This is a genomic window from Frankia sp. CcI156 (assembly GCF_001983015.1).
GTDB classification, from domain to species: Bacteria; Actinomycetota; Actinomycetes; order Frankiales; family Frankiaceae; genus Frankia; species Frankia casuarinae.
Map to the genome: position 1 here is coordinate 36,259 of NZ_MOMD01000026.1, position 12,091 is coordinate 48,349.

General features: G+C 70.5%; 14 protein-coding genes. 11 read left to right on the forward strand and 3 right to left on the reverse strand.

Annotated elements, in window-relative coordinates:
* The first annotated feature begins 366 nt into the window (after positions 1-366).
* Positions 367-1,404, forward strand: a complete 1,038-nt coding sequence (locus CcI156_RS11815) for a nucleotidyltransferase (protein WP_076805668.1) — start codon at positions 367-369, stop codon at positions 1,402-1,404.
* Positions 1,401-2,276, forward strand: coding sequence for a metallophosphoesterase (locus tag CcI156_RS11820; RefSeq protein ID WP_011434797.1), 876 nt, complete (start codon positions 1,401-1,403; stop codon positions 2,274-2,276). The genes CcI156_RS11815 and CcI156_RS11820 overlap by 4 nt, the downstream gene beginning before the upstream one ends.
* Before the next feature lie 14 nt (positions 2,277-2,290).
* On the opposite strand, the gene CcI156_RS11825 is transcribed toward CcI156_RS11820, so the two are convergent.
* Positions 2,291-3,166 (reverse strand): Rieske (2Fe-2S) protein, encoded by an 876-nt coding sequence (locus tag CcI156_RS11825; RefSeq protein ID WP_236707297.1) that lies wholly within the window; start codon positions 3,164-3,166, stop codon positions 2,291-2,293.
* A gap of 147 nt (positions 3,167-3,313) precedes the next feature.
* On the opposite strand from CcI156_RS11825, the gene CcI156_RS11830 reads away from it, so the two are divergent.
* The 3 genes from CcI156_RS11830 to CcI156_RS11840 all read left to right on the forward strand — a co-directional run bounded on the left by CcI156_RS11830 (position 3,314) and on the right by CcI156_RS11840 (position 4,351).
* Positions 3,314-3,742: a DUF2795 domain-containing protein gene (locus CcI156_RS11830; RefSeq protein WP_076805670.1), complete on the forward strand. Its 429-nt coding sequence runs from the start codon at positions 3,314-3,316 to the stop codon at positions 3,740-3,742.
* 81 nt (positions 3,743-3,823) lie between these two features.
* Positions 3,824-4,090: a hypothetical protein gene (locus CcI156_RS11835; protein ID WP_023840865.1), complete on the forward strand. Its 267-nt coding sequence runs from the start codon at positions 3,824-3,826 to the stop codon at positions 4,088-4,090.
* 9 nt (positions 4,091-4,099) lie between these two features.
* A complete protein-coding gene (locus CcI156_RS11840) occupies positions 4,100-4,351 on the forward strand; it encodes a hypothetical protein (protein ID WP_011434801.1) in 252 nt (83 codons plus the stop codon).
* 27 nt (positions 4,352-4,378) lie between these two features.
* On the opposite strand, the gene CcI156_RS11845 is transcribed toward CcI156_RS11840, so the two are convergent.
* Entirely contained in the window at positions 4,379-4,609 is a 231-nt protein-coding gene (locus tag CcI156_RS11845; RefSeq protein WP_076805672.1) for a zinc ribbon domain-containing protein, read from the reverse strand.
* Between the two features lie 94 nt (positions 4,610-4,703).
* Between CcI156_RS11845 and CcI156_RS11850 the strand changes: the two genes are divergently transcribed.
* The gene (locus tag CcI156_RS11850) at positions 4,704-5,735 is read left to right on the forward strand and encodes an asparaginase (protein WP_035941548.1); all 1,032 of its coding nucleotides are present in this window, start codon (positions 4,704-4,706) and stop codon (positions 5,733-5,735) included.
* Here the strand turns inward: CcI156_RS11850 and CcI156_RS11855 are convergent.
* The gene (locus CcI156_RS11855) at positions 5,724-6,281 is read right to left on the reverse strand and encodes a J domain-containing protein (protein ID WP_023840863.1); all 558 of its coding nucleotides are present in this window, start codon (positions 6,279-6,281) and stop codon (positions 5,724-5,726) included. The genes CcI156_RS11850 and CcI156_RS11855 overlap by 12 nt on opposite strands.
* Positions 6,282-6,551: 270 nt before the next feature.
* On the opposite strand from CcI156_RS11855, the gene CcI156_RS11860 reads away from it, so the two are divergent.
* From CcI156_RS11860 to CcI156_RS26845, 5 genes are all read left to right on the forward strand, one after another.
* Positions 6,552-7,943, forward strand: coding sequence for a CoA transferase (locus CcI156_RS11860; protein WP_011434805.1), 1,392 nt, complete (start codon positions 6,552-6,554; stop codon positions 7,941-7,943).
* A 207-nt stretch (positions 7,944-8,150) separates the two neighbouring features.
* On the forward strand, positions 8,151-9,320 hold the full coding sequence (locus tag CcI156_RS11865; RefSeq protein ID WP_023840862.1) for a branched-chain amino acid ABC transporter substrate-binding protein: 1,170 nt from the start codon (positions 8,151-8,153) through the stop codon (positions 9,318-9,320).
* 72 nt (positions 9,321-9,392) lie between these two features.
* A complete protein-coding gene (locus tag CcI156_RS11870) occupies positions 9,393-10,325 on the forward strand; it encodes a branched-chain amino acid ABC transporter permease (protein ID WP_076805674.1) in 933 nt (310 codons plus the stop codon).
* Positions 10,322-11,734, forward strand: a complete 1,413-nt coding sequence (locus CcI156_RS11875) for a branched-chain amino acid ABC transporter permease (RefSeq protein WP_023840861.1) — start codon at positions 10,322-10,324, stop codon at positions 11,732-11,734. The genes CcI156_RS11870 and CcI156_RS11875 overlap by 4 nt, the downstream gene beginning before the upstream one ends.
* On the forward strand, positions 11,731-12,091 hold a 361-nt coding region (locus CcI156_RS26845), incomplete at its 3' end, for an ATP-binding cassette domain-containing protein (RefSeq protein ID WP_254847384.1). The genes CcI156_RS11875 and CcI156_RS26845, both read left to right, overlap by 4 nt.

Here is a 12,091-nt window from a genome sequence, read left to right on the forward strand (position 1 = left end):
GTTTCCCCTCCGAGGGCCCTGGCCAACTGGTCGGATCGTGTGCGCGTGTTCAGGGTTCGCTTCCAATCCGGTGTCGAAGTAGGCGGGCGACAGGTTTGCCGCGAAGGTCATCATCGCTCATGTCGACGCTCGGTGTCGTCAAGCCGTGAGATTCAGGTGTCTATCAGGCGTCGAAGTGGTAACTCTTGTGGCATGTAGTGAAATTATAACTACGGATAGCCGGACGGCGCCATGCTTCTGTAGTAGTCCTGTCACCGCTTCGAGGTAGTCATTTAGAGGTGTCGCAATCGCGACAGCCACCTGCCGCCCGACTCCGGTGGGGTACGCGAGGTGCATCACATGGTTCCCGCGGGTACGGGCAGCGGTATGGAGGATGCGCCCAGAGGCCTGCGGGAGAGTCTGAAACGCGTGGCTGTGACCCTGAAGGAGGCGGGCATCCCGTTCGCTCTCGGGGGCAGCTACGCCTGCTGGGCCCGGGGCGGCCCCGAGCCGGTCCACGACGTCGATTTCATGCTGCGCGAGGACGACGTGCCGCGGGCGGTCGAGGTGCTTGCGAACGCCGGCCTGCGCCCGGTCGACTCACCCGAGGACTGGCTCACCAAGGTGTTCGACGGCGAGGTGCTGGTCGATCTCATCCACCATCCGGTGGGTCGGGCGGTGACCCAGCAAACGCTGGAGCGGTCCAGTGAGATGTCGGTGGACTCGGTGCGCATGCCCGTGCTGGATGCCACCGACTGGTTCGAGATGACCCTGTTGGCCCTGGAGGAACGGTACTGTGACCTCGCTCGCGTGATACCGATGATCAGAGCGATGCGGGAGCAGGTCGACTGGGATCAGGTACGTCGCGCGACGGCCACCTCCCCCTTCGCCGAGGCGGCCCTGCTCGTGGCCACCCGGCTCAACCTGATCCCGGCCGCCGGTCGTGCAGTGTCGGCCGAAGGTGCTCCGTCTACCGAAGGTGCTCCGTCGGCCGGGGGCACCCCCACGGGTTCACGTCCGCACGGCCCGTTGGTGCCAGCGGGTGGGGCGGTGCCAGCGGGTGGGGCGGTGCCAGCGGGTGGGGCGGTGCCAGCGGGTGCGGCGGAGCAGGCCGGGACCGCGAAGCGGATCGCCGACACCGCCGGGTACGGGGCACTGAACCTCACCGAGGCCGATGAGTATCTTGCCGGTGACCTGCACGAACGCCTCGCCGAGGATCCAAGGGTGGCCGAGCTCGGGCTGGAGGTGGTGGTGGATGGCCAGCAGATCCTGGTCGAGGGCGAGGTCRCCACGGACGCCCGCCGCCGGGCCGTCGCGGATGTGCTCGCCGAGGCGCTTCCCGGACGCCTGGTGAGTAACGAGGTCACCATCGCGGATCGGGGGATGCCGACCGAGGCGCCGCCGAACGTGGAGACCATCTCATGATCAGAATTGCCGCCGTCGGCGACATCCACCTRGGCGTGGACAGCCGCGGAACCTTCGCACCGCTGCTGCGTGGACTCGCCGGTCGGGCGGACGTGCTGCTGCTGGCCGGTGATCTCACCCAGCGGGGGCTGCCGGCCGAGGCCGAGATCGTCGCGGCCGAGGTGGCGGACGCCGAGGTGCCCGTCGTCGCCGTCCTGGGTAATCACGACTACCACGGCGGTGCCGAGAACGAGATCATCGAAATGCTGGCCGATGCTGGCGTGACCGTCCTCGAAGGCGGCGGCACGGTCCTCGACATCGACGGCCGCCGTCTCGGAATCGCCGGCGTCAAGGGATTTGGCGGGGGGTTCGCCGGGGCCAGCGGAAGCGACTTCGGCGAACCACTGATGAAGGCGTTCATCCGGCACACGAAGGACGCCGGATCCCGGCTGCGCGGTGCGCTGGAAAGTCTGGATTGCGAAATCCGTGTGGCTTTGATGCACTATGCTCCGGTACCGGACACGCTCATCGGCGAGCGAACCGAGATCTTCCCGTTTCTCGGCAGCTACCACCTTGCCGAGGCGGTGGACGCGGGGGCCGCCTGCCTTGCGCTGCACGGTCACGCCCATGCCGGTTCGGAGCACGGGATGACGGCCGGTGGGGTGCCGGTCCGTAACGTGGCCCGGCCGGTGATCAGGAAAGCCTATGCGCTTTACGGGGTGGGCGAGATGGCCACCACCGGGCGCCCGGGCTCGGACCGCGCGGGCCTACAGCGCTCGGCTGGCGCCGCCAGCCCGGCCGTCGTCCCGCCAGCCGTCCCGCCAACCGGTCCGGCAGCCGGGACGCCCCGCTCCGCGGCGGACAGCCCCTCGACGCTGTCCCGCCCCAGTTAGCTATTCCGCGGTAGCTATCCCGCCCCAGGCAGCCGTACCCGGACCTCACCATCGGAGATCCACACATCGAACCGCGGCTGGGGCGCGGTCGCGGGACCATGCACCACCGCGCCGTCCGTCACCCGGAAGGTGCTGCCGTGCCAGGGGCAGCGCAGGCAGGTGAAGCCGTCCCTTCGGATGATCTCTCCCTTGTGCAGTGGTCCGGACAGGTGGCTGCACCGGCCGGCCAGTACGTCGACGTGGTCTCCCTTCCGGAGGAGGACGACCGGCACATCCCGCAACAGCCGCGCCTCGGGTCGGCCGTCCGCCAGTTCGTCCAGAAGGGCGAGCGGATGCCAACCGGGCGGCAGCAGGTGGGGTACCTCCTCGGTGTGGTTGGCTCCCGACGCCTGCCGGTGGGCCAGATGACCGCCGAGGTAGGCCGACGTGCTGGCCGTGGCGAGGCCGAGCAGCGCGAGACGACGGCCGAGGCGGCCGTTGCCACGCCATCGGATGCCGAGCGAGGCGGCGTAGCAGCAGGCCGCCAGACTGTTCGTCGCGGCGTGCGCCACCCCGACCCGCAGTTGGCGCTCATGCAGCTCGGAGTAGTCGGCGAGGCCGCTGGCGGCGGCCGAGACCGCCGCGAGCAACCCCGTGGCGATCAGTACCCGGGCCGCCCGTTCGGACCCCTCGTGACGTCCCGCGAGCAGGTCCACGATTCCCGCGGAGATCCAGGTTCCGATGGGGAGCGCAGCGAGCGCCGGATGCAGCGGGTGACCGAGCGGCACGCCGTGCAGGGTGTCCCGGATGGTCCCGTCGTGCAGGGAGCGGCGGACCATGTCACGGATCTTCACTGCCACCGGGTCGAGAGCTTCGGCCCGCTCCAGGCGTTCGGCGGGTCTGACCAACACGTTGTGGGGTATCCGCACCATGGATGCCGGTGTTCCCGCCCATCGCTGGCCGTGAACATCTGCTGACCGGAGAAGCCGGGTGGCCCGATCGCGGGTTTGCTTCGTCCGTCAGCGCGCACCACTGAAACAGCGGAAAGGAACGAGAACATGGCAGTGGATCGCGGAAGCACCAAGCACGGCCCTGTGCGCGACGACATCTTGGCGCACGAGGTCGAGGGGCTTGTGCGGGCCGGGCGGGACACACGGGCGGAGGAATGGCGCTCCGCTGAACCGTTCCCCGAGGAAGCGACCGGTGGCCCGCAGAACCTGGATGCCGCTGGGTCGCGGGTCGGTGTGCCGGCTGGGATGACGCCGGTGGACGTCGAGGAACGCTCCGAGCTCGCCCRCTGGCTCGGCCGGGCGGTCTTCCCCGCCAACCGTGACGAGATCATGGATCATCTGCGTCATCAGCACGCCCCGGACCGGGTGGTTGACGAGGTCGCCGGTGCGCCGCCCGACATCCAGTTCACCTCGTTGGGCGCGCTGTGGCGGGTACTGCGACCCGGCCCTCCTCACGTGGAGTCACGGCGTCACTGAATCCGTCCGATGATCCATAATATGACCAACATCATGAAGTAGTCGGTATGACGCCGTAGCCGGCGGGGTACGGAAACACCCGTGGGTGGCGGGCTCGCCGCGAGCGTTCTGCTGCTCGTCGGCTTCGCGATGATCGGAGCGTTCAACGTTTTTGCCTTCGGTGCCCTCGCCGGCCTGTGGGCGTTGGGTATCGCATGGATCATGGTGCTCGGCCCGCGGGCCATCGATCGCCGGGTCGTCCGCGCTCGGCTGCGGGAGGCGCTGCGGGGGGTGCGGCGGAGACTCCGGTGGCCCGGTGCCTTGTTCCCGTGGGCCCGGGACTGCGTGACACGCCGGTGGCCTGGGTAGGACAYGCCCATGGGTACGAGTGGGTTCGGCTATGGCGACCAACGACCCGGATCAGGTGATCTGCTGCAGACCCTCGTAGCCGGTCTGGATCAGACGGAGCGGGAAGATACCCTGCGGCTGTTGCGACGGCGGCTGGTGGAGGACCGGGCCGCCGCGTGCGGCGGCCAGCGGGACCGTCAGGTGGATGTCGGCCCGCGGACCCGGGCGGCGCGTGGGCCGACGAAATCGCAGGCCGCGGGCATCCATCGTCACCGCGGATGAACGGTGGCGTCAGGATGAACGGTGGCGTCAGCCGCAGCAGCCGCCGCCGCAGCACGCGCCCCCGCCGGCGGACGGCGAGGCCATAGCCGGAGYCGGCGTGGCCGAGCCGCGGCTGACGGCGATCGCAGAGAAGATCCGCGAGGTCTCGGTGTGTCCGGAGGGGCAGCTCACCGCGCTGTCCGGCACGGACTCGTGCATGCTGCGGCGAACCTCGAACGATGCGTCACATACCCGGCAGCGGTAGTCGTAGGCAGGCACGGCACCAGGATATGCGGCCGCCGTGAGGCGAGCGTCGGATTCGGCGGATGGCGAGAACGGGTGAGCGGGAGAAGGCCCGACGTACGCTGGCTGTATGCAGCCGCCGGAGGGCCCGCAGGTGGTCGCCGAGGTTGTCCGGGGGCTGCGCGGCGGTGCGCCGTTCGTGGAGAGTTGCCATCACGGCACCGTCATCGGCCTCGGTCGGGATGGGGACAGCGCGCTCACCGTCGGCGTGCCCGACCACCCGATCTTCCCCCGATCGGCGGTCAAGCCCCTTCAGGCCGCCGCGATGCTTCGTGCCGGGCTGGACGGCATCTTCCTGAGCCGGGAGATCCCCGGTGACCTGCTTGCCATCGTGTCCAGTTCCCACAGCGGCGAGCCGGTGCATCTCGCGCGGGTGCTGGAGATCCTCTCGGTAGCGGGCGTCTCCGTCGACACCCTGCGCTGTCCCGCCGATCTTCCGTTGGGCCCGGCCGCGGCCCAGGCGCACCTTCGCGCCGGGGGCCGCGCGGAGCCGGTGCTGATGAACTGCTCCGGCAAGCATGCGGGGATGATCGCCTGCTGCGTGGCGGCCGGCTGGCCGATCGAGAACTACACCGACCCCGATCATCCGTTGCAGCAGGTGATCCGGCGCACGATCGAGGAGCTGATCGGCGAGGAGATCGTCGCGACCAGCGTGGACGGGTGCGGGGCCCCGTTGTTCGCGTTCTCGCTCACGGGCCTGGCTCGCGGGCTGCGGGCGATGGTCCGGGCCGCGCCGGGCGGCCCCGAGCGGCGGGTCATCAACGCCATGCGGGCGCATCCCGAGCTGATCGGGGGTGTTGGCCGGTCCGACACCGACCTGATGCGGGCGGTACCCGGCGTCGTCGCGAAGAACGGCGCCGAGGGTGTCACGGTGGTGGCGACGTCCGAGGGTCACGCGGTCGCGGTCAAGATCGCGGATGGGAGCGGGCGGCCCGGCGTCCCGGTCGCGCTGGCCGTGCTGACCCGCCTGGGTGCTCTTCCCGGTCCGGACGCCCCCGGGCACCAGGAGCTCGACTTCGCCCAGCTCGCCGTGCTCGGGGCGCCCACGGTGCTCGGCGGCGGGCGCCCGGCCGGTTCCCTACGCGTGCGGCTACCGGTCTGATCCGGGCGGGGGAGTGCGGTCGGCGCGGACGCCCCGGTCCTCGCCTGCTCGGGGACGGGGGTCGGAAGGCGCCCGACGGGGACGGCTCGCCACGGTGACCGCGACGGGCGGGATCATCGCCGCGACCACCATCATGATCATGGCGGCGGTCACGGAGTACAGCCGCACCACGGTGCCTGCCGAGATGAACAGGGTCAGCGCCACCAGCATCAGGGCGAGGTAGCGGCGACGGACCATCGGATCGGCACCCGGGCCCGGTGCACCCGGGCCCGGTGCGGATGGGCCCGGCGCGGATGGGCCCGGTGATGATCGGCGCGGCGCGGACGGGTGAGGCGTGCCGGCGGCGAGGCGCAGGTCGTAGCGGCGCCGCCGGTCGGGGTCGCCGAGAACGCGGTAGGCGAGGGTGACCCGATCGAAGGCCGGTGACGAACCACCGGCGTCGGGATGGGTGCGGCGGGCGGCCACGCGGTAGGCATGCCGGATCTGCTCGGCGGTGGCGCTGGGCGGTACGTCCAGCACCTCGTACAGCGAGCGTTGCACGCGCATCGGGGTGTCTCCTGCSATTGCCGACCACCCGACCGGGCGGCCGCGAGCCCGGTGTCATGGCGAAAGTACCTACACATGACCAGAATGGGCCTTGGACGGCCCGGGGCGAGCGCGAGTCGGGAGGCCGGGACAGCGGCAAAATAGGATTTTCTGTGCGTTGTGGCTCTTGGCTCTCAGGATCGTCTTATCKGGCGTGCCGGCCTCATTCCGGTTCGGCCGACGGCGCGCTCGGGGCRCCGCGTGCACACCAGGGTGGGACAGGATGGGTGGATGGGGCAACGGCAGAACTCGGAGATTGTCACCGAGGTCGCGTCGCTGGTACAGGATCCGGACATCGCCGAGCGGCTGACCGTGACCGGACCCGCCGACGTCCTGCCCAGCCTCTACCGGGTGACGACGGTGGCGACCGCGTCGGTGGCGGCCGCGGCCGTCGGGGCTAGCCGCCTGCTCGCGGCCCGCGGCGGCGGGGCCCCGCCRGAGGTCACCGTGGACACTCGTCACGCGAGTGCGGTCTTCCGCAGCGAACGGTACCTGCGAGTGGCCGGCAAGCCACCGCCGAGCCCGTGGGACCCGATCTCCGGGTACTACCGCACCGGGGACGACCGGTGGATCCAGCTGCACTGCAACTTCCCGCACCACCGCAACGGGATCCTGGATCTTCTTGGGACGCCGGGCGAGCGCGCCGCCGTCGAACGGGTCATCCGCCGTTTCGAGGCCGAGCCGCTGGAACTCGAGCTGCACGCCATGGGTCTGTGCGCCAGCATGGCCCGTAGCGAGCGGGAGTGGCGCGAGCACCGGCAGGCCCGGGCGGTTGACGAGCTTCCCCTCGTCGAGGTGCGCCGGCTCGGCGACGGCCCGGCGCTCGCCGCGCCCCCGGCCGAGACGCCGGCCGCGGGTCTGCGGGTGCTCGACCTGACCCGGGTCATTGCCGGTCCCGTCGCCGGTCGCACGCTGGCCGCCTACGGAGCCGACGTCCTGCGGGTCGGCGCCGCCCACCTGCCGGAGGTGCACACGGTGCTCGTCGACACCGGGTTCGGCAAGCGCAACGCCTTCCTCAACCTGCGGGTGACCGCGGACGCCCGCCGGCTGCGCGAGCTGATCGCCTCGGCGGACGTGGTGCTCCAGGCTTACCGGCCGATGGCCCTCGACCGGCTCGGCTTCGGCCCGGAGGCGGTCGCCAGGATCCGGCCGGGCATCGTCTGCGCGACCATCACCGCGTATGGACGGCAGGGCCCCTGGAGCGGTCTGCGCGGGTTCGACAGTCTGGTCCAGACCGCGTCCGGCATCGCGACCGCCGCCGCGGCGGTGACCCGGTCCGACCGCCCCGTGCCGCTGCCGGCACAGGCCCTTGATCATTCGACTGGCTACCTCACCGTCTACGGGGTGCTGGACGCGCTGGCGCGCCGGGCGACCGAGGGGGGCAGCTGGCACGTCGGTGTGTCCCTGACCCGGACCGGTCGTTGGCTGCAGGGGCTGGGACACCACGACACGCTCGCGCTCCCCGACCCGACCCGGGAGGAGGCCGAGGAGTTCTGCGCCACGATGAACAGCGAGTTCGGACCCCTGTCGTACATCCGCCCGGCCGCCACCGTGGCCGGCGTCGCGCCGAGCTGGAGCTCCCCGCCGGCACAGCTGGGCACCAGCCCGGCGGTCTGGGCATAGCCATGCTGAGGTGCCGGGTTCCGCGGGATCGTGCCGGTGTGTAACCGTGCGCCGCCCCGTCCATCCGGGGGGGTGGTGCGAATTGATGCTGGTCAGCACGTCATTCTCTATGCGGTGGCGCACCGGCTCGCGGGCCGGGCGCGTCGGGGTGACTGGGCCGGGCCATGGCATCGGAGTCGGGTCTGGCGGGACCGGAGGAGGAATTGCATGGGTAGGCGCCCGCTCCTGGGAGCGATAGCCCTTGCCGCGACCGTGGCGTTGACCGCGGCGGCCTGTGGAAGTGACAGTGGTTCGTCCTCGAACGGGAAGCAGACCATCACGATCGGCTTCCAGGGAGTTCTCTCGGGCGACAGCCAGCAGCTCGGTCTGAACGCCCTCTACGGCGTCCGGACGGCGATCGCCGAGGTCAACGCGGATGCGAGCGCGCCGTTCCAGCTCAAGCTCGTCGAATCCGACGATGGCGGCTCGCCGGATCAGGGCCCGACGGCAGCCCAGAAGCTGATCGATGACTCCAAGGTCGTCGCGGTGGTCGGCCCGATGTTCTCCGGCGCCACCAAGGCGAGCGAGCCGGCCTACACCCAGGCCGGGCTGCTGTCGGTGAGCCCGTCGGCGACGAACCCCGCGCTCACCACCCTGGGCTTCAAGACCTTCTACCGGGTCATCGCCCCGGACACCGTGCAGGGCAAGGCCGCGGCCGACTACATCGCCACGGTGCTCAAGGCGACGAAGGTGTACTCGCTGGACGACAAGAGCGAGTACGGCACGGGCCTGTCGGGTGCGCTGGAGGCCGAGCTCAAGGCCAAGGGTGTCAACGCGACCCACGACGGCATCAACCCGACCAAGGACTACACCTCCGAGGCAACGAAGATCATCGCTGCCGCGCCCGAGGTCCTCTACTACTCCGGCTACTACCCCGAGTTCGCGCTGCTGTCGAAGGCGCTGAAGGGCAAGGGCTTCACCGGAAAGATCATCAGCGGTGACGGCTCGCTCGACCCGCAGTACGTCGCGCAGGCCGGGGCCGCCGCGGCCGAGGGTGCCTACCTCACCTGCCCCTGCGGCGACGCCAACACCGACCCGAAGGCCGCGTCCTTCGTCGCGTCCTACAAGAAGGTCAACAACGGGACGAAGCCCGGCACCTACTCCGGTGAGGCCTACGACGCCACGCTCGCCCTCGCGGACGTCTTCAAGAAGCTCGGCAAGGACGTCACCCGGGAGTCCGTGACCGGCGCGTTCGGTTCCGTGAACTTCCCCGGCATCACCAAGACCGTGGTGTTCGAGCCCAACGGCGAGGTCAAGGGCTCCAACGTGTTCGTCTACCAGGTGAAGGGTGGACAGATCACCGTTCTCGGCAACATCGCGAACCTGGTCAAGGCCTGATGTCGGTGCGGGCGGTGGYCGGGGGTGGGACGTCCGGCCACCGCTTCGCCTGGTGGTGAACGAGGCACACGGATGGGTTTCCTCGACCAGTTCTGGCAGCTGACCGTCGACGGTCTGACGGTCGGCTCCCTGTACGCGGTCATCGCGCTCGGGTACACCCTCGTCTACGGGGTCCTCCAGCTCATCAACTTCGCGCACAGCGAGGTCTTCATGCTGGGATCCTTCGGCGGGCTGTTCGCCGCCCGCGCCCTGCTGCCCGGGGACGGCTCGGTCCCGGGCGGCCTCGAATCGGTGGGCCTGGTGACCATGGGCCTCGGCGCCGGCGCGATCTGCGGCGGGCTCGCCGCCTTCACGCTCGAACGGGTGGCGTACCGGCCGCTGCGGCGCCGTTCCGCCCCCCGGCTGGCCTATCTCATCAGCGCCATCGGGGCCTCGCTGTTCGCGGTGAACCTTGCCGGCAAGGAGTTCGGCCGGCAGAATGTGGCCCTGCCCGACCTGTTCACCGACGGAACGGTGTTCACGCTGTTCGGAGCGGACGTCTCCACCCAGTCGCTGGTCATCTTCGCGGTCGCGATCGCGATATTGGTCGGACTGGACCGGCTGGTCGCGGGGACCCGGCTCGGGCAGGGCATCCGCGCGGTGGCCCAGGACGCCGACACCGCGGTTCTCATGGGCGYGAACGTCGAACGCATCATCATCGTCACGTTCGTGCTCGGCGGCCTGTTGGCCGGGGCCGGTGGCTTCCTGTACGCGATGACGTTCAACGCCTCGTACAGCATGGGGTTCGTCCCCGGGGTGAAGGCGTTCACCGCCGCGGTCCTCGGCGGCATCGGCAACGTGCGCGGGGCGATGCTCGGCGGCCTGCTCCTCGGATTGGTGGAAAGCTATGGCGGATATATCTTCCAGGCGTCCTACAAGGACGTGATCGCTTTCCTGGTCCTGGTCGGCATCCTGATGATCCGACCGTCCGGCCTGCTCGGGGAACGTCTAGGGAGGGCAGCGTGAGCGCTGCGACGTCGTCCGCCCGCCCGCCGAGGGCCGGGGCGCCGCTCCCACCCGCCGGGCCGGGTGGCGGGTCTGGTGGCGACCCGGCGGGCGCATCGCTGCGTCCGGCCGTGCTGTTCTCCCCGGCCCGGCTGCGCCAGCTCGGGGTGCTGCTGCTGGTGGGTGTGCTCGCCGCGGTGGTGACCGGTCCGGCCGGGGGCTCCGACAAACCGCTGAAGGCATTTCAGGATTCGGTGCTGGACGCGCGGATCCTGCCCTACCTGGGGCTCGCCGTCGCGTTGTGGATCGTCCTGGCGCTCGGCGTCGAACTGCGGGGCGCGGCGGGCCGGCTGACGGCCGGCATCCGGGGGCCGGTGAGCGCGGCCTACGCCACCCGGGGCGGCCCGATCGCGCTGAACCTGGCGCTTCTGGCGGTCGCGATCATCGCCCCGCTGGTCGTCTCGACCGCCGCGCAGCAGTCGATGGTCAACGACATCGGCATCTACGCGCTGCTCGCACTGGGCCTGAACGTCGTGGTCGGCTACGCCGGCCTGCTCGACCTCGGCTACATCGCCTTCTTCGCCATCGGTGCCTACGCGACGGCCTACTTCACCTCACAGACCGCGATGCCGTGGCACGCGCCCTTCGTGCTCAACCCGTTCTTCGTCTTCCCGATCGCGCTGGTCCTTGCCGCGCTCGCCGGCGTCGTCCTGGGCGCGCCGACGCTGCGGCTGCGGGGTGACTACCTGGCGATCGTCACGCTCGGTTTCGGTGAGATCATCCATTTGATCGCGAACAACGCCGACAACATCACGAACGGTGCCCGGGGGGCCTTCGGCGTTCCGCACCTGTCGATCAACCTGCTCGGCCTCGGCTACGAGTGGGGCATCGATCCGCTGCCGTATTACTACCTGCTCCTGGCCATCATCGTCGGAGTCATGATCGCCTTCGGTCGGCTGGAACGGTCCAGGATCGGCCGGGCCTGGGCGGCGATCCGCGAGGACGAGATCGCAGCCGAGGCGACCGGGGTCGCGACCCTGCGGATGAAGCTGCTCGCCTTCGCTATCGGCGCCTCGGTGTCGGGCTTCGCCGGCGTGCTCTTCGCCTCCAAACAGTTCTTCAACCCGCAGAGCTTCAGCCTGCAGGCGTCGTTCTTCGTCGTCGCCGTCGTCATCTTCGGCGGGATGGGTTCCCGGCTCGGGGTGGTGGTCGGTGCCGTCGTCCTCCAGGGCATCGCCTTCTACCTGCGCGACAAGGTCCCGCCCGCGGACCGGTACATCTACTTCGGCGCTGTCATCGTGATCATGATGATCTTCCGTCCGCAGGGACTCGTGCCGTCGCGCCGGCGGCGTCGGGAGATCCAGCTCGCGGAGGCCGGCATCGGCGCGGCGGACTCCCTGGGCGCCGCGCCCACGGGGGGCAAGCCGTGACCAGGGGCGGAGCGCACCGCGTCTCCCCGCCGGGACACCGGCGCTCCCGGGACCGGCAGCGCGGGAGCAGCCAGGGCCGCGGGAGCAGCCAGGGCCGCGGGGACAGCCAGGGCCCGGGGGAAGCCGGGCGCGGCGGAGGCCCGGAGGACCTAGTGGTGGAGGCCCGCGACCTGGCGCTGCGGTTCGGGGGTGTGACCAGCCTCGACGGCGTCTCACTGCGCCAGCGCCGGGGCGAGATCCTGGCGGTGATCGGACCGAACGGGGCCGGCAAGACCTCGCTGTTCAACTGCCTCACCGGGGCATACCGCCCGCAGCAGGGATCGGTCACCTTCTGGCCCCGGCCCGGCCGGCAGGCCG

Bases quoted from the DNA above. Each gene is read 5' to 3' on its own strand.
- CcI156_RS11850 (WP_035941548.1), top strand. From the start codon at position 4,704: ATGCAGCCGCCGGAGGGCCCGCAGGTGGTCGCCGAGGTTGTCCGGGGG.
- CcI156_RS11840 (WP_011434801.1), top strand. From the start codon at position 4,100: ATGGGTACGAGTGGGTTCGGCTATGGCGACCAACGACCCGGATCAGGT.
- CcI156_RS11865 (WP_023840862.1), top strand. From the start codon at position 8,151: ATGGGTAGGCGCCCGCTCCTGGGAGCGATAGCCCTTGCCGCGACCGTG.
- CcI156_RS11855 (WP_023840863.1), bottom strand. From the start codon at position 6,281: ATGCGCGTGCAACGCTCGCTGTACGAGGTGCTGGACGTACCGCCCAGC.